Genomic DNA, 24,023 nt, shown 5'->3' with positions numbered 1-24,023 from the left:
GTGTTCCTGACATGACCCCGCCAAATGATCTTTATTATTAATTATTAATTGTTGCATCCTTGTTTTTGCGGTTAAGCTGCCTGGCAGCAAGATACACCAGGCCCGCTGAAGCAAGCACAACCAGGCTGCCGATGCCGATGCGTTTTGCCTGTTTTTTACTGATGGCGGGAAGTTTGAGCCGGAATTTTTCGGGTCCTGCCTGGGCTATTTCCAGCAGGGGAGAGAGGTAGGGCCCGGTGATCAGTTTGTCGGCTATCTTCTGGATCTCAGGTTTCTGGGAGTCGAACACCACCCCAACACCGGAGGCGTGCAGCAGGTTGGAACCGTCTGCGCCGCTGCCAACGTAGATCACGTTCTGCGGCATCACATGGTACTTGTGCTTAATATACTCCAGGATATTGTTCTTGCTGTATTTGGGAATGGAGTCTGAGCTTTCGCTTTCGGGCTGCTGCAGGAAATATTCCGGGATGGTGATCTCGCCGGTGGCCACGCTGTCAAACAGGTGCAGGCGGTTGGCGAATACGAAGTCCATGCCGAGTTTATTCTTGATATGGCGGCCTACGCATTCAAAGCCGTCTGTAATGAGTCCGCAGGCGTATCCTCTTTTCTTCAGCTCCAATACCACTGTTTTGATATCGGGCACTACGGGAATGGCGTCTGCCACTTCCAGCAGTTCTACCAGGTTCCTGTCGCGGAACAGTGCGGCGGTATGTTCGAGGATGGTGACCGGGTCTGCATGATGTTCGTGGATCTGCGCCAGCGATACTTCGCAGTCAAATGCTTCGGCGGCCAGTTCTATATAGTTGCGAGTAAAGATGGCTTCATCCAGGTTAAAGATGACCATCTTCTGCATTTTGTCGATAGATTCCAGGATGGAGTATTCCATCTGTTCACGGATAATATTGATATTACCCAGTGTTTCGAGGTTTTCCTGTGGGATCTTCATATTCTCTGCTTTATGAAGGATAGTGCGGGATACTTCACGTGACATTTTGCTGAGCTGTTCCCATGACTGCATGGCATTTTCTATTCTTCCGATGTTCGCTTCCGTTATACGTGCACCGAGTACGTGCATATCTATAAGCAATCCGATATCCACGCCGTAATCATTTTCAAACTGTACACGCTGCAGGAATGATTTACGTGCAGCGATCATACCACTGAGCGGTTGCTGGAAATGTGCCAGGTCGGGAAAGAGGATGCTTAAGAGCGGTTTGGCCACCAGCTGTGTAACACGGCCAGCCTGCCTTTCGAAATAAGACTTCACAAAATCTGCCTCATCGTTGGCGATCGGATCGGTGAGCAGTTCCACAATATTTTCAGGATAGGTGAGAATATCACCATCGATATACATTACAATATCATATTTAGCAGCCATCAATCCTTCGCGCATTGAGATGCCTTTTCCGCGCTGGCTGCTGGTGATGACGCGAGCGCCTTCTTTCATCGCCTCCTCTACCGTGTTATCACGGCTGTTATCGTCTACTACAATGATCTCTGCCTTGCGTGATGTTTTCTTTACCGTTTTAATAACCTGTTTGATGGTAGCTCCTTCATTTAAAACCGGGATAACGATTGAAATCATGGGAAACGCTTGTTGGTTTATAGTGATAAAATACGTCCGAAAAAGGTTTCCGGGATGGCATAGCACGCCGGTACAACGCCCCAAAAATAAGGCCAATTGGAGAAAAATGATTTTTATTCTATTTTCAGGTTTTTATCCCGCTGTGAAGGACGCACCGGGTCTGCATATATTGGCCACAATAGAGCCGCCGGGAAAAGGGATGACGCAGCGCGGCGACATGTTTTTCTTTCTGAATAACGGGCACTGGAACCCCCTGACACCACAGTAAGTTGATACGCGGGAGATGGCCTCTCACCGGAGATCACTTTCATAATAAATGATCTGAATTATACAGCGGGTATACTGTGTTTTACGTACATGTCTGCAACAAATTTTTTGATCTGTTAATTGTGACAAAATGGTAGTCTGCCATGAATACATGGCTGGGCACATGTACTGTCAAAAGGAAGGTAAGGCGCCGGGAGCAGATCATTTCCTGGGCGCGTATGTAGCGCTATAAAGGGTGTTAGAAACGCATCCGGAGTACCAGCTGTTGTACATCGTATATGCAAAGACGTTATACGCTTTTTTCTTATGGCAGTAAAAACGCGGAGTATCTTGCAACAGGCGGAAACGTTATCATGTGCCGTCAGCATGGCAAACACACTTGCTGCGAAGGTATCCGGTAATTATATACTCATAGATCCATTTAAAGGCAGGAAGTGATTAGTTTTAGTTATATTGGTATTAATAACTATAATTGACGAACTGCTGCCTTTTGACGCAGCCTGCTAAATACAGCATGCATAAGGCTGAGTATGTTTACTGCGTTTAGCACTTAGCATTAAACATCCATAACGTATCTTTGCTTTGTCAGATAAAGTGCGCAGGGTACTATAAATTAGTTACGGAGGCATTAAACCATTACACCAATGCAGGAAAGTAAACGGCAAAAACAAGTAGGGCAGCTGATACAGAAGGAGCTGAGCGACATCTTTCAACGGATGGGATACAACGTAACAGAGGGGGGAATGATCTCCATTTCTACTGTTCGTGTCACGCCAGACCTGCTGGAGGCCAGGGTATACCTGAGTATGTTCCAGATAAAAGATACAGCAGCCATGCTGAACCAGATAAAAGATCGTAACTGGGAGATCCGTAAGGAGCTGGGATTACGGGTGGGCAAGCAATTGCGCCGCGTACCGGAGCTTTCCTATTTCCTGGACGATACGCTGGACTATGTGTTTCGGATGGAAGAACTGTTCAAGAAGATCCGGGACGATGATGCCGGAAAAGAGAATAAATAAAATTCCAAAATCGAAAATCCAAATTCCAAACAGCGAAGAGCATTTTGGAATTTAAAACTTGGATTTTGGGATTTGGAATCTGGAATCTGGAATTTTAATATATGGTTTGGCAATTTGCTTCCCGTTACTTCTGGGCCAAGAAATCTACCAACGCAATCAACATCATTGCATGGGTGAGCGTAGCGGCTATTGCCGTTGGATCCGGCGCATTGATCGTTATCCTCAGCGTATTCAATGGCTTTGAAGGATTGGTAAAATCCCTGTACTCTTCTTTTTATCCTTCCGTAAAGGTAAGTCCGGCAAGTGGCAAGACCATTGTCCTCAGCGCAGCGCAGCTGCAGCAGATTGCCGCTACGCCCGGGGTGGCCCATTATTCCGAGGTAGTAGAAGAAAAAGCGGTGCTCCGCTTCGGTGAGGAGAAGACCATTGCTGTGCTGAAAGGGGTAGACACCCACTACAATGAGGTGGCCGGTGTAAAGAACAAGGTGGTACGGGGCCGTTTTGATATAGGCGATGAAAATGCCTACCGGGGGGTAATGGGTATAGAGCTGGAGGCCGCGCTGGGCATAGATGTGGAGCGGAGCCTGGTTCCGCTGGACGTATACGTGCCGCGCCGCGCGGCAGGCAGCCTGTTACCCAATGAGGCGCTGAACAGCGGTTATCTTTTTCCTGCCGGCGCATTTGCCATTCAGCAGGAGTTCAACAGCAAATACGTTATTACCCACATAGATTTTATGCGCCGGCTGCTGGAGCTGCCGGAGGGAGAAATGTCTGCACTGGAAATTGCCGCCGCGCCGGGCGCTAATGAAATAGCGCTGAAAGGCCGGCTGGAGGCTTTGCTGGGCAAAGGGTTCAAGGTGCAGACCCGTTACGAGCAGAACCAGGCTTTATATGCCATTATGCAAACGGAAAAATGGGCCGTATATGTGATCATGAGCTTCATACTGGTAATAGCTGCATTCAATATGATCGGTTCCCTGTCAATGCTGGTGATTGAGAAAAGGAAGGATATTTCCATCCTGAAGGCCATGGGGGCGCGTAATGGGTTAATCCTGCGGATTTTCCTGGCAGAGGGCCTGATCATAGCGGGCATTGGCGCCGGGCTGGGGTTCGGGATCGGTATCCTGGTGTGTGTGCTGCAGCAGCAGTTTGGCCTGATCAGGCTGGAGGGATCATCATTCCTGGTAGACGCCTACCCGGTGATCATGAACCCAATGGATTTTGTGCTGGTAAGCGTCACCATTATCGTGATAGGGGTAGCGGCCAGCTGGTACCCTGCTAAGCAGGCGACAAAAGAAGCCCTGGCGGTAGGAAGTTAATTTATTCATATCCTGTTGCGGCGGCTGTCAACAGCAGCTCATCCTGCAAAAGGAGTTTATAAAACAAAATAAGCGTTCAGTCAGAAGAAACGCTGTCTGCACAGCACCTTCTGACTGAACGCTTTTTATTTTTTGGCTAACAGCTTAAAAGCCAATAGCCGAAAGCTGTTCTTAATAGTCTCCCATTGAGGTTTCGGGCAATTGTGCCAGCGCCTTCGCCAGTTGTTCATCGCTGGGGGCAATACCGTGCCATTCGTGATGACCTTCCATGAAGTCAACGCCTTTACCCATTACTGTTTTCATCAGGATGGCAATGGGTTGGCCTTTACCGGTGAGGCTTTTAGCCTTTTCGAGGGTAGCCACTACATCGTCCAGGTCGTTTCCGTTCATGTGGAGTACTTTCCAGCCGAAGGCTGCGAACTTTGGCTCAAGGTCTCCGAGGCCGCCTACCTGTTCAGTGGGGCCATCGATCTGCTGGCCGTTCCAGTCAACCGTAATGATCAGGTTATCCACTTTATGGTGGGGGGCAAACATGATGGCTTCCCATACCTGTCCTTCTTCCAGTTCACCATCGCCGTGCAGGGAGAACACCAGGTGTTTGTCGCCATTCAGCTTTTTGGTCAGTGCGGCGCCGATGGCTACGCTCATGCCCTGTCCCAGGGAACCGGTGGCAACCCTGATGCCAGGCAGGTGCTCATGCGTGGTAGGATGGCCCTGGAGGCGGGAGTTGATCTTACGGAAGGTGGTCAGCTCCGAAGTGGGGAAGTACCCTGATCTGGCCAACGCGCTGTAGTACACCGGAGAGATATGTCCGTTTGAGAGCACGAACACATCTTCATTACGGGCATCCATATCAAAAGGCTGAGGGTTGTGCTGCATTACCTTGAAGAACAGTGCCGTAAAGTAATCGGCGCAGCCCAGAGAACCGCCAGGGTGGCCGCTTTGAACGGCATGCACCATGCGAACAATATCCCTTCTGATCTGTGTAGCTATTTCATTCAGCTGTGGCATGATAGTTGCTTTTTTGTAAGTCACAAAACTAAGAGATATTTGCAAAGAATAGTAGAGAGTTCCACAAACTTTTCACTAAAGCAGGTGTTCGGGTGACAAGTTTTTTAGTTTTTGAATTTTGCTGATATTCATTCAATTGAAATTAATATCTTTGTATAATCTTGTATCCTAACCCCCCTACTGATGGAGAATGTATTAATTGCTAGCGTCCTGAGTTTTGTTGTGACCTATTTTGCAATTCCAGCCCTGATCAAGGTAGCGGAATTAAAACATTTGTACGACGAACCAGATGAACGAAAATCGCATAAATCCAATATTCCCACCCTGGGCGGTATTGGGTTCTTCTCGGGTTTTGTGATGGCAGCCGCTATCTGCGTACCATCCTTTGCCAATTCCCCCTTTCAGTACATGGTGGCCGCCTTCTTCGTGATTTTTATGGTGGGGCTGAAGGACGACATTGTAGGGCTTTCTCCCTTAAAGAAATTGATCGGCCAGCTGATGGCCTCTTTTGCAGTGATATACCTGGGCAACCTGCAGATCGTCAGTATGTACGGTTTCCTGGGCATTGAGGCTTTACCCCAGCATTTTGGCCTGCTGCTTACTTACTTTACCTTCCTGGTGATTATCAACGCTTTTAACCTGATAGACGGGGTAGACGGACTGGCCGGCAGCATTGGTATGCTGGTGACCTGTGTGCTGGGCACTTACTTCCTGTATGCAGGCGAAGTGCTGTATGCCGTACTGGGCTTTGGCCTGGCAGGCGGCCTGGCGGCGTTCCTGATCTATAACATTTCTCCCGCCCGTATTTTTATGGGTGATACGGGGTCTTTGCTGGTAGGCCTGGTAAATGCCATCCTGGTGGTAAAGTTCATCGAAGTAGCCGGTAACCCGGCTTCCCGGATGCCGGTGAATGCAGTACCGGCTGTTGCGTTTGCAATACTGATCATACCTTTATTCGATACACTGCGGGTATTTGCCATCCGTATGTTAAGAGGCAGATCTCCATTCTCCGCAGACCGTAACCACATTCATCACTACCTGCTGGATCTGAAGCTTAATCATAAACAAACCACTTTTGTAGCGGTTGTTTCCAATATCATTTTCATAGTGGCTGCCTTTTCCCTGCAGGATATCGGGCCTAATTACCTGATGCTGCTGATCGTTGGCGCTGCATTGGGAGGCACCGTTACACTTTACTTTGCCAGGAAGGCCAGGAAAACTCCCCGCCTGGTGCCGATGCGTCAGGCCACTATGCCCGCTGCAGCTGTTGCTGCCAGTGTTAATACGGCCGCCAATGCTACCCCGGCAGCCGGTGATGCAGTGGTAACAAAACCAAAGATACTGCGCGTAAATCCCGAAGGGATGTTACAGGACAAATAAATCGCAGGTTTGAGGTTTGAAGTGTAAAGTTTGAGGTTCGTTAAAAGTTAGCGGTCAGGGTACACGTCCTACACTTCTAACATTCAACGAACCTCAAACTTTACACTTCAAACCTCAAACTGTTTACAGGCATCTTTGATGATTAAAAGAAAACCTGTAGGTTTGCAGGCACTTAACTATTTTTTGTTATGCAAGATGACCTTACGCTAATAATGGATGATGCTACAGAGTCGATGGAAAAGGCAATCAAGCACCTGGAAGTGGAACTTACCAAGATCAGGGCAGGTAAAGCCAACCCCCAGATACTGGACGGTATTACCGTAGACTACTATGGAGCTCCCACCCCCCTTAACCAGGTAGCCAATGTAAGCGTAGCAGACGCCCGCACCCTTACCATTCAACCCTGGGAAAAGAATATGATCCAGCCTATTGAAAGGGCGATCATCGCTGCCAACATCGGTATCAATCCCCAGAACGACGGACAGATGATCCGTTTATTCCTGCCTCCTTTAACTGAAGAACGCCGTAAGGAACTGGTGAAACGCGCTGCAGCAGAAGGCGAACATGCGAAGGTAGGCGTACGCAACATCCGCCGGGATGCCATTGAAGCTATCAAACGGCTGCAGAAAGACGGCTTAAGTGAAGACACTGCGAAAGATGCGGAAGCTGATGTACAACAGCTGACCGATAAATATATTACCCTGGTAGATAAACATCTTGCTACCAAGGAGAAAGAGATCATGGCTATTTAAGCTGAACGCTGAATGCGGAAAGCAGAACGCTGAACAACATGATGCCGGTAAGATGGCATTGCGTTCAGCGTTCTGCATTTAGCGTTCAGCTTTTTCTATGCACCATGTATACGCCGGCTAATATTACGCCCATGAAAACCACCTGTAACCAGGTAACATCTTCACCAGCCAGCAGTCCCCATCCTATTGCCACTACAGGCAGAGCATAAGTGACCATAGAAGCAAATACAGATCCTGCCCTTTGTATCAGGATATAGAACAATACCGTGGCGATACCGCTGCCAAAGATGCCCAGCGTAGCGCTGGCCGCCAGCGATGTCCACGGTGCGTTCTGCCCTGCAAACAGGGGAAAGAATTGACTGCCTATCAATACCGGTAAGGCCAGTACGGCGCAGAAAGCGAGCGCAATAGAACTGAGTTGTATGGAAGAGAATCCCTTCAGGTAATGATGCACCAGGGCAATATTTACACCATAGCATACAGTAGCCAGCAGCACATAAAAGCCATAGTACCAGTAACCCGCATTTACCCCTTTGGCCACAAAGAGGCCAACCACCCCGGCCAGTCCTACACAGATACCTGTAAGCTGCCGTTTTTCAAAGGGACTTTTGAAGATCAGCGTGCCCGCTATCAGCGCCATCAGCGGTGTAAAGGAGTTAAGGATTCCCGCCAGCGCGCTGTCAATACGTGTTTCGGCCAGGCAGAACAGAAAGGCCGGGATACCATTGCCTAACAAACCTGACAATAGTATGTAAGGCAGTTTGTTCAGCGGCGTTTCCCGGATGTACTTAAAAAAGAAAGGCAGCAGGGTGAGTCCGGCGGCCACCAGCCTGACGCTGGCCACCTGGTAAGACTGCAGTCCCTCCATCCCGATCTTCATCAAAATAAAAGAGCTGCCCCAGGTAAGGGAAAGCAGGAGAAAGATACTCCAGTGAGTGATACGTTTATTCAAGACGGTGTTTTGGTTGAAGGCACAAAGGTAAGGGATAGTTGAACTTATTTGTTATCTTTAGTATAATGCAAATCTCCGCTTCTCATGGCTAAGATCAAACTGTCGGACATTCCAACCACACCACCCAAAAAGCTGGATAAAGATACTGTCAAGAAAGCCACGGATCAACTGCTGGAAGAGCTGGACGAACTTCAGAACCTGCTGTATGCCCAGCATAAGAATTCAGTACTGGTGGTTTTGCAGGGCATGGACGCCAGCGGGAAAGATGGTGCGATCAGGAATGTGCTTGGTAAGCTTAGTCCCCTGGGGGTGCGCGCACAGGCCTTTAAAGCCCCAACCGAAGAAGAACTGGATCATGATTTTCTCTGGCGTATACATCAGCATGCACCTGCCAAAGGAATGATACAGGTATTTAACCGCTCGCATTATGAAGATGTGCTGATACAGCGGGTGCACAACTGGATAGATGATGATACAGCCTATAAGCGGATGAAGGCCATCAATGACTTTGAAAGGCTGCTGGCAGCGCATAACAATACGCAGATACTGAAGTTCTATCTCCATATATCGCAGGAAGAGCAGCAGCAGCGGCTGGAAGAACGCACAGAAGACCCCCGCAAGATGTGGAAGTATAATGAGAAAGATATAGAAGAAGCCAGGCTGTGGAAGCAGTACCGTAAAGCATATGAAGACGTGCTGGAGGAATGCAGCCATATTCCGTGGATCATTGTACCTTCAGACAGTAACTGGTATAAAGAGCACATTATCGCTAAAACGGTCAGGGATACACTGAAAGGACTCAAGATGAAATACCCCATGCTTAAGCGGTAAAACGATTAATACTGAAGGAGTTCGGCAAGAATTGTTATTTTCGCACCTGAAACAGTAACCATAAAACCCATCCATATGTCGTTCTTGAAGGAATTTAAAGAATTCGCCATGAAAGGCAATGTAATGGATCTGGCTGTGGGCGTGATCATTGGAGGAGCATTCGGAAAGATCGTTACAGCGCTGGTAGAAAATGTATTGATGCCTGTTATTGGGCTATTTACCGGCGGCGTGAACTTTTCAGACCAGTACATTCTGCTGAACAGCAGCAAGGGCTCGGGCTTTACCTCTCTCGCCCAGGCCAAAGAAGCGGGCGCACCTGTACTGGCATATGGGGCATTCTTACAAAGCGTGATCGATTTCATCATTATCGCTTTCTGTATTTTTCTGCTGGTAAAATTCATGAACCGGCTCATCCGCAAGAGAGAAGCAGCTCCTGCAGGCCCTCCGGAACCTACCGCACAGGAGAAGCTGCTGATGGAAATACGCGACTTACTCAAAACAAAATAATACCTACTTCCAGATTGTTGGCAGGCGCTATTTCTCTATACGGGGAATAGAGGAAACTATTGCATTATCATTGAATTCACCTTATATGAAAACATTACTTAAACCCGCGCTGCTGCTATGCTTTTTTGTAACGGGTATTTCCCTGGCAAATGCCCAGGAGTGGAGAAAAGAACGGGAAGACCTGATCGACCAGAAATTTAAACTGGTACAGGAGGATACTACCAGGATACGCTGGAGAAAAGGCGGCATCTTCAATGTGAACATCAACCAGGGAACATTATCCAACTGGGCTGCGGGTGGCGACAAATTCTCCTTTTCCATTGCATCTACCTTTACAGGCTACCTGGCCTACCGGGAAGGCCGCCATACCTGGGATAATGTGCTGGATCTCGCTTATGGCTATGTACGCACCACCAGCCTGGGCGCCCGCAAAAGCGACGACCGCATAGATTTTACCAGTAAATACGGCTATAACATTGGAGATCACTGGTACGCCAGTGTACTCACCAACCTGCGTACCCAGTTCACCAACGGTTACCTGTACGACAGCGTTCCACCAAGGCTTACCTCCCGTTTCTTTTCGCCGGCTTACCTGCTGCTGGCTCCCGGTTTTGACTACAAGCCGAATGACGCACTGTCTGTATTCATGACCCCCATCTCTACCCGTTGGGTGTTTGTGATGGACGATATGCTTGCCTCACAGGGCGCCTATGGCGTAGATACCGGTAAGCATGTATTGCTGCAGGTGGGCGCCTATGTATCCGTGAACTATAACAAGGAGATCATGACGAACGTGATCCTGAAGTCGCGGCTGGACCTGTTCTCTGACTATCGCCACAATCCCCAGAATATAGATATCTTCATGACCAATGCGCTGATGCTCAAGGTGAACAAGTATATCACCGCCAACCTGAACGTAGACCTGATCTATGATGACGACGTAAAAGAGTTCGTGAACGAGAAAACAGGGGTAAAAGGGCCACGGCTGCAGGTTAAGCAGGTGATCGGCGTAGGATTCTCGGCACGGTTCTAGAAATTTCGTTATTTTTGATAAATTCCGGTGTCCGTATCCCTACAGGCCCGGAATTTATCAAAAAAGCATTAAGGTGAGCGATAACAGCTATAAAATAAAACTTCCCCAGTTCGAAGGGCCTTTTGACCTGCTCCTGTTCTTTATCGAAAGGGATGAACTGGATATTTACAATATCCCGATCAGCAAGATCACACAGGATTTCCTGGACTACATTCACCACATGAAATCGCTGAACATTGAACTGGCCAGCGAATTCATTTTGTTTGTAGCCACCCTGATGCGTATCAAGGCCAAAACGCTCCTGCCGCGCAAAGAGCTGGATGAGCAGGGCAACGAAATAGACCCGCGCCTGGAACTGGTAGACAAGATCCTGGAATATAAACGCTATAAACAGGCAGCCGCAGAACTGGCCGAGAAAGAGGCCGAGCGCATGCTGCAGATCAAACGTGGTAACATAGCGAAGGAACTGGCAGAGATCGGCGAAATAACCAGTGAAGGCACCGAAGTACAGACGCTAACGCTCTTCAAGCTGACCAAAACCTTTGAAAAGGTGATGCAGCGTATCAAGGAGCGCGATAATAAACCCCAGCACGTGGTATATAAGTATGACTATACCATGGAAGGCTCCCGCGAGTTTATGCTGGATCTTGCCCGGACAGAGAAAACACTGGCCTTTGAAAAGATCTTCGACCATTGTAAAGACCGTATCCATGCCATCTTCCTGTTCCTCAGCATGCTGGAACTGGTGCAGCAGAAATACATGGGCATTATGGTGGGCGAAGGCAGGAACAACTTTATCATCGAGTATATCGATCCTGCAGACAGGGAAGAAGAAGTTGCTGGTACTTTTGAGAAAGACTGATGGCAGACAAACAAGAAATAGAAATACTTTCGCTGCCTGTTTACGCACAGGCGGATACTTCTTTTGTAGTTTCAACACTCTGCTCACTGGGGCCTGATTTCTTTGCCCATACCGAAGCGCCCCATCGCCATGAATTCTATACCATTTACTGGATCAAAAAAGGAGAACTGACACATACCATCGATACGGTGACCCATGTGGTGGAAAAGAACACGCTCTTTTTCCTGGCTCCGCGGCAGGTGCACAAAATGCATTTCAGCAAGAAGGTAGACGGGTATATGATCGCTTTTCCCGATGCCTTTATGTGTTTGCAGGAGGCCGCAGGGATGGCGGGCATCCAGACAGACCTTTTTATCAACAACCAGTTCAGCAGCGTGATCACCCTGGACCAGGAGCAGGAAGCCGAATTTGAGCTGATCGTACAGCGTATGCTGCGTGAGCTGCATGAAAAGGAAGCCGGCTATGAAACAGCGCTGCATAGCCTGCTGCGCTATTTCCTGGTACTGGCCTTTCGTATCAAAGGCGCCAGCATGGCGGCCGTACCGGAACAGTTTGCCGCGCATAACAGCTCCCTGTTCCTGCATTTCAAGAACCTGATAGAAGAACAGTTCCTCCAGCTGAAGACCGTTTCCGACTATGCCGCCCGTATGCACATCAAACCCGTGCTGCTGAACGAGATCAGCAAACAGCTATCCGGCATTACGGCGGGAGAACATATCCGCAACCGCGTAATACTGGAAGCACAGCGCTACCTCTACAATACAGACCTTACCGCTAAGGAAATAGCCTATAAACTGGGCTTTGAAGATCCTCACTATTTCAGCCGCTTTTTTAAGAAATACACCCAGCAGTCTCCCTCTGAGTTCAGGGAAAGCGCCAGAACCGGGAAAACGGAAGGCCTGAGACTGGAAATCTGAACAATTGAACGTTTGAAATGCAGAATTTCAGTACGGCAAAACGTTCGGAATGATGCGTTGAGCGCGTTATTAATGCCTGGTTAGTAAATAACAGTTACTTCAATCTCATCCTCACCGGGATAGGAACTCTTCAAACCCTCAAACCCACAAACTTTCAAACGTTCAAACCCTCAAACGTTCAAACCCCCAAACGTTCAAACCTTCAGACGCCCAGACTTTTAATCCCCCGAAAAAAGTACACCACTTGCAGCATTTTATCCATTTACAACATTTGTTGCAACGTATAATTTTGTGGTGTATTCAGGAGGTTGATATGATAACGACGAAGACGATAAAAAATGTAAGCAATATATATAAGGCTCCGGCGCCACATATGGTGGGTGATGGCTTTAGGGTGCAGAACATATTTCCTAACGGGAACAGGTTGGGAAAACGGATCAGCCCCTTCTTTTTAATGGATTACGGGGCGCCGGCCTATTTTCCTCCCAGCGATAAACCCAGGGGCGTGGATGAGCATCCGCACCGCGGCTTTGAAACAGTGACCATCCTTTACCAGGGTGCACTGGAGCACCGCGACTCCGCGGGGAACTACGGAAAGTTGTACCCGGGAGATGTACAATGGATGACAGCGGGATCGGGCGTAGTACATGAAGAGAAACATGAAACGGAATTTGCCCGGCAGGGTGGTACCCTGGAAGCGGTGCAGCTGTGGGTAAACCTTCCACGGGTGCATAAGATGACTGCTCCCCGCTACCAGGAACTTTCAAAAGATACAATACCGGTAGTGCCGGTTGGCCAGCACAGCGGACTGCGTGTAATAGCAGGCAGCTTTAACGGCCACCCGGGCCCAGCCAGTACGTTTACACCCATCAACCTGTATGATATTCAGTTGAAAGCCGGGGACAGCGTAACGCTGAGCTTACCTGAAAATTACAGCACTGGTATTGTGACACTGAAAGGTTCCGTAAACTACAATGAAACACATGCGGCGAAGGCAGCAGAGATGGCCCTGTTTGATACCGCGGGAGAAGAGATCAGCATTACGGCGATCACAGATGCCACACTGCTGGTATTGAATGGTGAGCCGATCGATGAGCCCATCTTTGCCTACGGGCCCTTCCTGATGAACACAGAACAGGATATCATAACGGCCATCGATGATTACAACGCCGGGAAAATGGGACATCTGAAATAGCTAATAACTTTTTAAATAAACTGACTAAAAACACACACACAATGGCAACCTGGAAAATTGATCCTGCACACAGCGAAGTACAATTTAAAGTGAAACACCTGATGATCTCTACGGTAACCGGTGGTTTTGCAAATTTTGAAGGTACAGTGGAATCTGCCAACGATGATTTTACTGGCGCAAACATTTCGTTCGAAGCAGATGTAGACAGCATCAGCACCAAGAATGCAGACCGCGATCAGCACCTGAAAGCGCCCGATTTCTTTGATGCTGCACAGTATCCTAAAGTGCGCTTTGTATCAAAAGAAGTGAAGAAAATTGATGAATCAAATTATAAAGTGACCGGCGATCTGACCATCCGCGATACTACCAAACCAGTTGAACTGTCTGTTGAGTATGGCGGTATAACTAAAGACCCCTGGGGACAGGTGAAAGCGGGTTTTGAACTGAGCGGTAAGATCAATCGTAAAGAATTCGGACTGTCTTTCCACGCTACCACCGACAATGGCGGCCTGGTGCTGGGTGATGAAGTGAAGCTGCTGGCAGCAGTAGAAGTGGTGAAACAATAGCAGTAAGCACGCGATTAAGTGTTAGGTTAAACATAGGTTTAGGATTTACATAGGAATAGCAAAGGATTCATAGAACAGTAACAGTAGTAAGCATAAGTGGAACAACGTGGGGTTGACCCTGATAATTGAAATGTGCAGATGGCAGGGCGTAAACAGTAAGGTATAAATGAAACGTTATAAGAGGAAAAGAAGCTGAGGGATCAATTGTCAGGCGAAAAGTAAAAACCGTCCCGGTTATAACCGGGGCGGTTTTTTTATTAACTTAATTCTGATTTATTACTCACCTCAAAAAAAATGTAACAATGAAACGTTCCGCATCTGCTAACTGGCAAGGCACAGGTAAAGAAGGCAAAGGCACACTTACAACAGAAACAGGCGTACTGAACCATACTCCTTACTCTTACAGCAGCCGCTTTGAAAGCGGCACAGGTACTAACCCGGAAGAACTGGTAGCGGCAGCGCATGCAGGCTGTTTTACAATGAAGCTAAGCTTCCTGATCTCCGGTGCCGGGTTTACGCCGGGTAATATAGATACCAGGGCAACTGTTACGCTGGAGAACGGGGCGGTTAGCAGCAGTCACCTGGTAGTAACAGCCACCGTACCGGGCCTGGACAAAGATAAGTTCATTGAGCTGGTGGAAGACGCCAAAGCCAATTGCCCGATCTCCAAGTTGATGAACACAAACATTACTGTAGCGGCAACCATAAATTAAAAGTCTGAAAGAAATACCCGAAACAGATGAATATAATAAATATATGGACTGGTAACAGGGTATTACCTGGAGCGGTATAATATATTTGCAGCAGCTAGGAAGAAAAAAACAAACGCATGTTATTAGCAACGGATCTTGACGGTACATTCCTGGGCGGCAGCCCGGAAGATAAAGCGCAGTTATACAGCTGGCTGAAACAGCAAACGGATGTAAGCCTGGTATTTGTTACAGGAAGAGGGCTGGCCAATGTGCAGCCTTTACTGGAAGACCCGCAGATGCCTTTACCGGATTATATTATCTGTGATGTGGGGGCTACAGTGGTAAGCGGCAGCAGCCTGGAGCCTGTGCAACCCCTGCAGGCGGCTATTGAGGAGAAATGGCCCGGCGCCGCTATGGTAAGGGCACAACTGGAGCAGGTGGCTGGATTACGTTACCAGGACGTGCCCCAGCAAAGGCGCTGTTCCTTTTATTATGATGCTACTACTCCTGTTGATGTGGCCTCGGCCATTGCCATCGGGCTGGGTTGCGATGTGCTGCAGTCTGCCGGGAAATACCTGGATATACTTCCCGCCGGGGTCAATAAAGGCAGCACCCTGATACAGCTGCTGGAACTGCTGGGCTACCCGGCAGATGAGGTGCTGGTAGCCGGCGATACCATGAACGACCGGTCATTATATGATACCGGGTTGAAAGGGGTGGTAGTAGGGCTTGCGGAAGCAGCTTTGCTGCAGTATACCCTTCCATTCAGCCATGTGCTGCAGTCAGAAAAACCTGGTGCTGCGGGTATTATGGAAGGTATTTCCTGGTTCACGTCGGGAAAGGAAAAAAGATCGTAACTTAGAAATGGCTTTCACTATATACAATGGATATTGACTGATAGCGACTGGAAATGATGAGCACTCCAATCTATGTTCATTCATCATTTAACTGCTACAAAAAAATCAATACACCATGGAAATTCCAACACAGCAATCAGACCTGCAGCAGCAGATCAATTCCTGGAAAACCAGTGTAGACAATGCACGGCGGGAAATACGGGAAATGCGCGGCAGGTTAGAACAGATGGCACACCGGAAAACAGATGCTGATATGCTTGTTCATGTGGAGCATTTTCAGAACCAGTTCATTTGCCAGATGGAAGTAGCAGATGAGCTGTTCCATGACCTTAAACAATCTGCAAAGAAATTAATGAATAATGGCGTACTTGCTATTGTTCACGATGACCGTCCTGTAGACGATGTCACCACCTTACACGACCGTATGGAAACTTTTCAGAAGTTGTACGGTGAACTGAAACATGAGTTCGCGGAATTTATTAAATAGCTGCCGGCAACTGGCTTTTCGCCGTTAGCAGTGTATAGCTATATGCTTATAACGCAGCAGGGCTAAGGGCTGAAAGCCAGTGGCTAATTGCTTTTCTCTATTTCCCTCACCTTTTCTTCCACCTTGTGGATAATTTCGTCCAGTTGTGATGTACTGTCGTGCAGCCAGTCGATGAGCTGGTTATTGAGCGACATATCCTGGTGGCTTTTATCAAAAAGCTGTGTAATGCCCAGTATGGATGCCAATGGCCGTCTTACTTCGTGAGAGTTGATGCGGGCGATCTCACGCAGGCCTTCATTTTGTTCGCGGAGACGTTGAATGATCTGTTTCTTTTCAACGATGTGATCTATATCCTGCAGCAATCCTACCATACGGAGGGCAATGCCGTTCTCTCGGATAATGTAAGCCCTTGTCAGTACAGATTTATACGTGCCGCCGGCGCAAAGCAGGCGGTATTGTGCCTCGTAATAATCATCAGGCCCCCGCAGTGTTGCTTCAAAGGCGGAGGTTACGTGATCTTTATCGTCCGGATGTACCTGCGCCAGCCACCAGTCCATTGTAGCGCCTGTTTGCGGCGTGTAGCCGAACAAGGAATAAAGCCCATGGTTCCAGATAACTTTATCAGTGGCCAGGTCCCAGTCAAAAATAGCATCGTTCGTGGCTTTGGTGATAAGGTTGTATCGCTTTGACAGTTCATGTGCTTCAATACTTTCCTTAACCTGTGCATCAACATCCACCGCCATGACAATGCGGGTACGCTTTCCAAGGTAATAACCATCATGCCCGTAGAGGTCTACATAAAAATCAGTGCCGTCTTTTTTCCGATGCTTCCATAAGCCGCGGTATTGGGCATCCGGGCGGTTCTGCCGTACGCTTTCCATCATTCTGGCGATTTCTTTCGGATCGCGTATGTCCTTCAGCGTTAGTGAGAGAAATTCCTTTTTGGTATAACCATATTTTTCTATCGCTGCGCGGTTCACGGCCAGGAAACGAAGTGTGCCGTATTCGTATATCCACATGGGAATGGGGTGATTGTCAAACACGCGGAAGTATTGCAGTACGAAACGGTAGCGGTAAAGGCAGTAGAATAAGAGCGCTGTGCTGAGTAAGGCAAACAGGCCGTAGGAGAGCCACACAGGCCCCGGGAGTATCCGGTTGATCAGGAACAGAACAGACAACCATAGGATAATACCAGCAAAACACGCGATTGCCAGCCGGAAAGGGGTATAACGCATGGCAGCATTTTTATCAAAATTTACCGATAAAAAAGGGAAGAACAAAAAAAAGTAGACAGTCCATGGTCAACTGTCCATAGCATGCCCTACTGGTTCCGGGATCTATAACTCTATACGGACATGTTCGCTGACGGGGTAGCTTACACAGGTGAGAATAAAGCCCTGGGCCAGCTCTTTATCTGTCAGTACTTCATTCACGGGCATCCATACTTTACCTTCGGTACAACGGGCCGTGCAGGATCCGCAAACGCCGCCTTTACAGCTGTAGGGCAGCATTACGCCCTGCTGCAGCGCGCTGTCAAGAATGTGCTGATCCCCGGGTACGGTAATACGATAGGACCGGCCACCTACCTGCAGCGTTATGTCTTTGGGAGCAGTATCCTGCGGCCGTCCGGCTTTTTCCACCTTTACGGCGGTATTTACCACAAAGTTCTCCTTGTGCAGCTGCTCTTCTGCAAAACCCATGAAGGTAAGGGTCAGTAAAACCATGCGCATGTACTCCGGTGGCCCGCAGGTAAAGAATTGCGCCTCTGATCTGTTGTAGGTAAGGTACTCATTTACCAGCGGTTCCAGGGAGGTGTTGCTGAGCCGGCGGGTAAAACCTGGACTATCCTCTGGCAGCTGCCTGCTGAACAGATAGATGATACGAAGCTGAGCGCTGAATTTAGCTTCCAGCGCCTGCAGCTGTTTGAGGAAAATGGTCCGTTCCGGGGAAGTGGTGCTGTATACAAGGGTAACCCTGGCCGATGGTTCGCGGTAGAGCATATGTTTCAGCAGGGAAAAAACAGGCGTGATACCGCTGCCGGCGGCTATCAGGAAAATATCACGGGGGCGCTGGCCCAGGGTGCCAAGGGTAAAGCGCCCGCTGGGCAGCAGGCTGGTGACTACATCGCCCTTCTGCCAATGGCGCAGGATGTACCGGGAGATTTCCCCATTCTCCTTTTCGCGGATGGTGACAGACAGAAAGGGATCGATGCCCGGCGTAGAGCTTAAAGAATAAGAGCGGCGGTAGGTGGTGCCGTGCAGGGTAACAAGAAAAGTGAGGAATTGTCCTGCCTGGTAGACAATAGCACCTGGATGGGTGTTTTCCAGGCGGTAAGTGAAGGCGTCCGGCGTTTCTTTGATGATTTCCGTGATACGTAAATGAAGATAAAGATCCGGCATTTGTAAGTTCAAAATTCCAAATTCCAGATCCCGGATTCCAAAACGTGAAGATCCCGCCGGTTGGAATTTGGGAACTGGGATTTGGAATTTTTCCGTCTATTCAGTTATTACAGTAATCTTGCTCTTGAGCATTTCCCTTACTTTAGCGGCAATGGCGGCTGCGTCGTAGCCGCATTCGCGGTGCAGCTCTTCCGGTTTGCCATGCTCTACGATACGGTCCGGTATACCCAGCATCCTCACTTCGGCATGGTAGCCATTCATGGCCATGAATTCAAGTATGGCGCTGCCAAAGCCTCCTGGCAGGGCAGCATCTTCTACGGTGATCACCTTATTGAACCTGCTGAACACTTCGTGCAGCATCGCGATATCCAGTGGTTTAACAAAACGCATATCGTAATGGGCAGGCTGTAAACCGTCTGCCAGCAGTTCTTTGCAGGCTTCTGTTACAAAGTTGCCGGGATGACCGATGGAGAGGATGGCCACGTCTTTTCCGTCGCGGATCTTGCGGCCGGTGCCTATTTTGATCTCGCGGAAAGGCTGGCGCCAGTCGGGCATTACACCCTGGCCGCGGGGATAGCGGATGGTAAATGGTGATGTATTGGATGGCAGCTGTGCCGTGTACATGAGGTTACGCAGCTCTTCCTCGTTCATGGGAGCGCTGACGATCATGTTGGGAATGCTGCGCATATAGGCAATATCGTAAGCTCCGTGATGGGTAGGGCCATCGTCGCCCACCAGTCCGGCGCGATCCAGGCAGAAGACCACCGGCAGGTGTTGGATGGCTACATCATGTACTACCTGGTCATAAGCCCTTTGCATGAAAGAAGAGTAGATATTGCAGAACACCCGCATACCCTGTGTGGCCAGTCCGGCGGAGAGGGTTACCGCGTGCTGTTCGCAAATGCCTACATCAATTGCCCGATCGGGCATCTTTTCCATCATGAATTTCAGGGAGGAGCCGGATGGCATGGCAGGGGTGATACCCATGATCTTGTCATTCTGCTCTGCCAGTTCAATGATGGTATGTCCGAAAACGTCCTGGTATTTGGGTGGTTGCGGCGTGGTTACCGGCTTTTTAAAGATCTCGCCGGTGATCTTGTCGAACAGGCCGGGAGCGTGCCAGAGGGTCTGGTCCTGTTCTGCGAGCGCATATCCTTTTCCTTTGGTGGTAACGATATGCAGCAGTTTTGGCCCCGGAATGTCTTTCAGGTCCTGCAGGGTATCTACCAGTTTGGTGATATTATGACCATCAATAGGGCCGAAATAACGCAGGCTGAAAGATTCGAACAGGTTACTGGAACTGGACACCATGCCTTTGAGGCTGGCTTCCAGCTTGGAAGCCATCTCCCGGGTAAAGCGTTTGCCTACCGGCAGCTTTCCCAGCAGGTGCCATACATCATCGCGTAATTTGTTATATGTATGGGAGGTGGTAATGTCTGTTAAATACTCTTTCAGCGCGCCCACATTCGGATCTATGGACATGCAGTTATCGTTCAGGATGATAAGCACGTTGGCATTGGACACGCCTGCGTGGTTAAGGGCTTCGAAAGCCATACCGGCTGTCATGGCCCCGTCTCCGATTACGGCGATGTGCTGACGGTCCTGCTCGCCTTTCAGCTGGGAGGCAATGGCCATGCCCAGGGCGGCGGAAATGGAGGTGGAAGAGTGCCCTACTCCGAAGGTATCGTAAGGGCTTTCATCGCGTTTGGGGAAACCGCTGATGCCTTTGTATTTACGGTTGGTATGGAACACCTCCCGGCGCCCGGTCAGTATCTTATGGCCGTAAGCCTGGTGGCCTACATCCCATACCAGCTGGTCATATGGCGTATTGAACACATAATGCAGGGCGGTTGTCAGCTCTACCACACCCAGGCTGGCGCCGAAATGGCCACCATGCACGCTTACCACATCTATGATGTACTGGCGTAGCTCATCGCACACCTGGTGAAGCTGTTCCTTGCTTAATTTCCGCAAGTCGGCGGGGTATTGTATCTGGCCCAGCAAAGGACCGGGAGTAATGTTCATAGTTATAATACCGGATCAGGGTTTGTTATAAATATAAGGCAAAAATAGGTTAAAAACAGTTCTCCGCGCTTTGGAATTTACGTCCACACATCCCCACTTCTGCCCTTTGATAACATTTACTTTCAGGTGGGTAGTGCTGAATGGTATTTTTGAAATAAAGCGACAGTTTACTAATTTCAGATTGATGTTTAAACACATATCAAAATATTGGTGGTGCCAGGTACTGGGGTGGATGGCGTATTTTGTGATCAATATATTCTTTGCTTATTCTTATAACGGGAAAGTAGAATCCCCCTTCTTAGTCAATATCATCATATTGATGTCGTTCGGGCTCTTGTCCACTCATTTGCTGCGGAACGTAATTAACCGGCAAAACTGGTTTCAATATAGTTTTGAGAAGCAGGTACTGTTATTCTTTGCATTGATTGTTGGATCCGGGGTACTGATGTCACTGGGCGCCACTTCGGTGAGCAATTTATTCCGGGAGCCGGACCATCGTAAAGCGTTTTCCGGACAGGAGGTATTCAGAAGCCTGTTGTCTAACTGCCTGATCACCACTATCTGGTGGCTGATCTACTTTATCTGGCACTATGTAGACAGGAGCCGGAACACCCAGGTAGACAAGCTGAAGCTGGAAAGTACGGTAAAGGAGCTGGAGCTGAAGACCATCAAATCGCAGCTGAACCCGCATTTTATATTTAATGCGCTGAACAGCATCAGAGCCCTGGTAGATGAGAATCCGCAGCGGGCGCGTACGGCCATTACGGAACTGTCTAATATCCTGCGCAGCTCCATGCAGGTGGAAAAAGTTGAAACAGTTAGCCTGGAAAATGAGTTAAATATTGTAAAAGACTATCTGGCGCTGGAAAACATCCGCTTTGAAGAGCGGCTCAAGGTGCAGTATGATATTGACCCGGACACGCTGGAGCTGCCGGTACCGCCGCTGATGTTGCAAACCCTGGTGGAAAATGCGATCAAGCACGGCATTTCCCGGATGGTGAACGGAGGGGTAGTGCGTATCAGCTCTCACCTGCGGCAGATGCAGCATGAGCTGACGATCGAGAACACCGGCCAGATACAGATCGTGGAACCCGGTAACGGCCAGGGTTTCGGCCTGCAGAGCACCCGGCAGCGACTGAGCCTGCTGTTTGGGAGCCGGGCCTCTTTTGAGATCTATAACAAAAATGAAGAAACGGTAGAGGCAAAAGTGCTGATGCCGCTGATATAGGGCTTTTAGCTGCCGGCTGTTAACTGTTGGCTAAAACCACTGTCATCAACCAAACAAATAGTTTCAGATGAAAAAAGCGCTAATAATTGATGATGAACGCCTGGCCAGAAGCGAACTAAAGAAATTACTGGCCGATCACCCGGAGATCGTAGTGGTGGGAGAAGCGGTAAATGCCAAAGATGGACTTGAAAAGATCGAGACATTGCATCCCGACCTGCTTTTCCTGGACATCCAGATGCCCGACAAAACCGGGTTTGATCTGCTGGCAGAACTGGAAAGAACGCCGCAGGTGATATTCACTACGGCTTATGACGAACATGCCCTTAAAGCGTTTGAGTACAACGCACTGGACTACCTGTTGAAACCCATCGAACCTAAACGGCTGGCAGACGCTATCCATAAGCTGCACCAGCAGGAGGAGAAGGAGCGGCAGGCGGCCGCGGGAGGCATACGCACCATCCTTTCTGAGAACGACCAGGTATTTGTAAAGGACGGAGACCGCTGCTGGTTCGTAAAGCTGCAGGAAATACGCCTTTTTGAGAGCGTGGGCAACTATGCCCGGGTGTATTTCGAGAATAATAAACCGCTCATACTGAAATCATTGAACGCGCTGGAAGAACGCCTGGACGAGCGTACTTTCTTCAGGGCCAACCGTAAACATATTGTAAACCTGCGCATGATCGAGAAGATCGATACCTACTTTAACGGTGGATTATTGCTGGAAATGCGTGGCGGGGAGAAGATAGAGGTAAGCCGCAGGCAGGCGGTAAAGTTCAAAGAGATGATGAGCCTGTGAATAAAGCTGTTAGCCATTAGCTTTTAGCTGTTAGCATGTGGCTAATGACTAATGGCTAACAGCTAAAAGCTATTTTATAGCTACCGGTGCTGAATGTACAGCATCGGCAATTTCTTTAACAAGGGAGAGGTCTTTTTCGATAGCATTACCTACAACAATCACATCTGCACCGGCTTTACAGTCGAGGTATGCCTTTTCTGCGTCGCGGATACCGCCGCCAACAATCACCGGCACACTCACCTGGCTGGACACCTGGCGGATCATGCTTTCACTGATGGCGTCGCGGGCGCCGCTGCCGGCATCCATATAGATCATTTTCAGTCCGAGCATTTCCCCTGCCATTGCGGTACACATGGCAATATCATCCTTGTCTGCAGGTATAGGGGTGGTATTACTGATATAGGAAACCGTGGTAGGCACGCCACCATCAATCACCATATAGCCGGTAGGAATAATTTCGAGCCCGCTGCGTTTAACGGCGGCGGCTGATACGACATGCTGTCCTATCAGGAGCTCAGGATTCCGGCCGGATATTACGGAAAGGTAAAGCAGCGCGTCTGCATAGCGGGACACCTGGGTAGGGCTACCGGGAAAGAGCACAACAGGTATATCGCAGGCGGATTTAAGCCGCTGTACGCATTCATCAAGATGCTGGGTAATTACCAGGCTGCCGCCCAGGAATATATAGTCTACCCTGGCTTCTGCACATTTGGCAGCAAGGTCTGTAATTCCAGCAGGCGTTACCTTATCCGGATCAATCAGGACTGCAAATGACTTTAAACCTTTTGCTTTTCTTTCAGTGAAAGAAGTGTATAGTTTTTTGTACATCAAATAAGCGTTGTTCCGGTTGTCGCAAATGTATAAAAAAATTGGTAAAAGTGACTACCCGTGTTGTATATATGCATGACATTCATTTTTTATGGGAGCTGACATCCTGCTTTTGGAGTAAAACCTGGCCTACCAATTGTACCATAGCAAGGTTTAGGCCATTTTTTGGTTATTAACAATCCTAATAAACTGATACCTAAAGTATTTAAGGGTAGGGAAACGGTATACAGCCTGGGGTCTGTTGGCGTCAGACAGTTGGTTTTCCAATTATCCACAAGCTGTGAAAAAGTAAAATGACATATCCTAAATTTAAAAAATTATTTTAGCAATACCTCAGGTTTTCAGAGAAATTCTTATTGTTAAATCTCCAATTCATGGGACAGATGAAACCGGGCATAAGTAACACCATTTACACCCTGAGCAACTACTTATTGTAGGTATTTAGCACCATTCAATGCAGCCACTACTGCTGGTGTCGTTATGTGAATGCTGGGTTCCCCCGTCCTGCCATGGAA

At 48.7% G+C, this 24,023-nt stretch carries 23 protein-coding genes; 16 read left to right on the top strand and 7 right to left on the bottom strand.

From position 1 onward, the window contains the following. Positions 1-37: 37 nt before the first annotated feature. Positions 38-1,585 carry a glycosyltransferase gene (locus tag Q0577_RS12035; RefSeq protein ID WP_298736541.1) on the bottom strand — a complete coding sequence of 516 codons (1,548 nt, stop codon included), beginning with the start codon at positions 1,583-1,585 and terminating at the stop codon, positions 38-40. Positions 1,586-2,496: 911 nt separating this feature from the next. Between Q0577_RS12035 and rbfA the strand changes: the two genes are divergently transcribed. After that, on the top strand, positions 2,497-2,871 hold the full coding sequence (gene rbfA, locus Q0577_RS12030) for a 30S ribosome-binding factor RbfA (RefSeq protein ID WP_298736538.1): 375 nt from the start codon (positions 2,497-2,499) through the stop codon (positions 2,869-2,871). 101 nt (positions 2,872-2,972) lie between these two features. Beyond that, positions 2,973-4,190 (top strand): FtsX-like permease family protein, encoded by a 1,218-nt coding sequence (locus Q0577_RS12025; protein WP_298736535.1) that lies wholly within the window; start codon positions 2,973-2,975, stop codon positions 4,188-4,190. 171 nt (positions 4,191-4,361) lie between these two features. On the opposite strand, the gene Q0577_RS12020 is transcribed toward Q0577_RS12025, so the two are convergent. After that, entirely contained in the window at positions 4,362-5,201 is an 840-nt protein-coding gene (locus Q0577_RS12020) for a transketolase (RefSeq protein WP_298736532.1), read from the bottom strand. A gap of 183 nt (positions 5,202-5,384) precedes the next feature. Between Q0577_RS12020 and Q0577_RS12015 the strand changes: the two genes are divergently transcribed. Together Q0577_RS12015 and frr are read left to right on the top strand one after the other, a co-directional pair. Continuing rightward, positions 5,385-6,581, top strand: coding sequence for a glycosyltransferase family 4 protein (locus tag Q0577_RS12015; protein ID WP_298736529.1), 1,197 nt, complete (start codon positions 5,385-5,387; stop codon positions 6,579-6,581). A gap of 188 nt (positions 6,582-6,769) precedes the next feature. Beyond that, positions 6,770-7,333 (top strand): ribosome recycling factor, encoded by a 564-nt coding sequence (gene frr / locus Q0577_RS12010; RefSeq protein ID WP_298736526.1) that lies wholly within the window; start codon positions 6,770-6,772, stop codon positions 7,331-7,333. Positions 7,334-7,418: 85 nt separating this feature from the next. Here the strand turns inward: frr and Q0577_RS12005 are convergent, their stop codons facing one another. Next, positions 7,419-8,285, bottom strand: coding sequence for a DMT family transporter (locus Q0577_RS12005; RefSeq protein ID WP_298736524.1), 867 nt, complete (start codon positions 8,283-8,285; stop codon positions 7,419-7,421). A gap of 84 nt (positions 8,286-8,369) precedes the next feature. Between Q0577_RS12005 and Q0577_RS12000 the strand changes: the two genes are divergently transcribed. The 10 genes from Q0577_RS12000 (at position 8,370) to Q0577_RS11955 (ending at position 16,232) form a co-directional block, all read left to right on the top strand. Beyond that, positions 8,370-9,116 carry a PPK2 family polyphosphate kinase gene (locus tag Q0577_RS12000; protein WP_298736521.1) on the top strand — a complete coding sequence of 249 codons (747 nt, stop codon included), beginning with the start codon at positions 8,370-8,372 and terminating at the stop codon, positions 9,114-9,116. A 75-nt stretch (positions 9,117-9,191) separates the two neighbouring features. Continuing rightward, entirely contained in the window at positions 9,192-9,623 is a 432-nt protein-coding gene (mscL, locus tag Q0577_RS11995) for a large conductance mechanosensitive channel protein MscL (RefSeq protein ID WP_298736518.1), read from the top strand. An 85-nt stretch (positions 9,624-9,708) separates the two neighbouring features. Next, on the top strand, positions 9,709-10,656 hold the full coding sequence (locus tag Q0577_RS11990) for a DUF3078 domain-containing protein (RefSeq protein ID WP_298736516.1): 948 nt from the start codon (positions 9,709-9,711) through the stop codon (positions 10,654-10,656). Positions 10,657-10,729: 73 nt separating this feature from the next. Continuing rightward, positions 10,730-11,518, top strand: coding sequence for a segregation/condensation protein A (locus tag Q0577_RS11985; protein ID WP_298736514.1), 789 nt, complete (start codon positions 10,730-10,732; stop codon positions 11,516-11,518). Then, a complete protein-coding gene (locus Q0577_RS11980; protein ID WP_298736511.1) occupies positions 11,518-12,435 on the top strand; it encodes a helix-turn-helix domain-containing protein in 918 nt (305 codons plus the stop codon). The genes Q0577_RS11985 and Q0577_RS11980 overlap by 1 nt, the downstream gene beginning before the upstream one ends. Before the next feature lie 313 nt (positions 12,436-12,748). Beyond that, positions 12,749-13,630, top strand: a complete 882-nt coding sequence (locus Q0577_RS11975) for a pirin family protein (protein WP_298736509.1) — start codon at positions 12,749-12,751, stop codon at positions 13,628-13,630. Positions 13,631-13,671: 41 nt separating this feature from the next. Then, the gene (locus Q0577_RS11970) at positions 13,672-14,196 is read left to right on the top strand and encodes a YceI family protein (protein ID WP_298736506.1); all 525 of its coding nucleotides are present in this window, start codon (positions 13,672-13,674) and stop codon (positions 14,194-14,196) included. A 302-nt stretch (positions 14,197-14,498) separates the two neighbouring features. Beyond that, the gene (locus tag Q0577_RS11965) at positions 14,499-14,909 is read left to right on the top strand and encodes an OsmC family protein (RefSeq protein WP_298736504.1); all 411 of its coding nucleotides are present in this window, start codon (positions 14,499-14,501) and stop codon (positions 14,907-14,909) included. A gap of 116 nt (positions 14,910-15,025) precedes the next feature. Further along, complete coding sequence (locus tag Q0577_RS11960) at positions 15,026-15,745, top strand: HAD family hydrolase (RefSeq protein ID WP_298736502.1); 720 nt, start codon at positions 15,026-15,028, stop codon at positions 15,743-15,745. Between the two features lie 115 nt (positions 15,746-15,860). Further along, a complete protein-coding gene (locus Q0577_RS11955; protein ID WP_298736500.1) occupies positions 15,861-16,232 on the top strand; it encodes a hypothetical protein in 372 nt (123 codons plus the stop codon). 83 nt (positions 16,233-16,315) lie between these two features. Here the strand turns inward: Q0577_RS11955 and Q0577_RS11950 are convergent, their stop codons facing one another. The 3 genes from Q0577_RS11950 to dxs all read right to left on the bottom strand — a co-directional run bounded on the left by Q0577_RS11950 (position 16,316) and on the right by dxs (position 20,656). Beyond that, complete coding sequence (locus Q0577_RS11950) at positions 16,316-17,467, bottom strand: PAS domain-containing protein (RefSeq protein WP_298736498.1); 1,152 nt, start codon at positions 17,465-17,467, stop codon at positions 16,316-16,318. A 102-nt stretch (positions 17,468-17,569) separates the two neighbouring features. Continuing rightward, entirely contained in the window at positions 17,570-18,631 is a 1,062-nt protein-coding gene (locus tag Q0577_RS11945) for a ferredoxin--NADP reductase (protein WP_298736494.1), read from the bottom strand. Between the two features lie 96 nt (positions 18,632-18,727). Then, entirely contained in the window at positions 18,728-20,656 is a 1,929-nt protein-coding gene (dxs, locus tag Q0577_RS11940; RefSeq protein ID WP_298736491.1) for a 1-deoxy-D-xylulose-5-phosphate synthase, read from the bottom strand. A gap of 184 nt (positions 20,657-20,840) precedes the next feature. Here dxs and Q0577_RS11935 point away from each other — a divergent pair, with 184 nt between their 5' ends. Both Q0577_RS11935 and Q0577_RS11930 read left to right on the top strand, forming a co-directional pair. Continuing rightward, positions 20,841-21,884 (top strand): histidine kinase, encoded by a 1,044-nt coding sequence (locus tag Q0577_RS11935; protein WP_298736488.1) that lies wholly within the window; start codon positions 20,841-20,843, stop codon positions 21,882-21,884. A gap of 67 nt (positions 21,885-21,951) precedes the next feature. Continuing rightward, positions 21,952-22,680 carry a LytTR family transcriptional regulator DNA-binding domain-containing protein gene (locus Q0577_RS11930; protein WP_298736485.1) on the top strand — a complete coding sequence of 243 codons (729 nt, stop codon included), beginning with the start codon at positions 21,952-21,954 and terminating at the stop codon, positions 22,678-22,680. Between the two features lie 69 nt (positions 22,681-22,749). Here Q0577_RS11930 and Q0577_RS11925 read toward each other — a convergent pair whose 3' ends face one another. Then, a complete protein-coding gene (locus tag Q0577_RS11925) occupies positions 22,750-23,508 on the bottom strand; it encodes a geranylgeranylglyceryl/heptaprenylglyceryl phosphate synthase (protein ID WP_298736483.1) in 759 nt (252 codons plus the stop codon). Positions 23,509-24,023: the final 515 nt, after the last annotated feature.

The organism is uncultured Chitinophaga sp., assembly GCF_937898475.1.
In the GTDB taxonomy this organism is placed as follows: Bacteria; Bacteroidota; Bacteroidia; order Chitinophagales; family Chitinophagaceae; genus Chitinophaga.
Note: the sequence above shows the minus strand (reverse complement) of the source record. Positions and strands in the feature narration are given on the sequence as shown.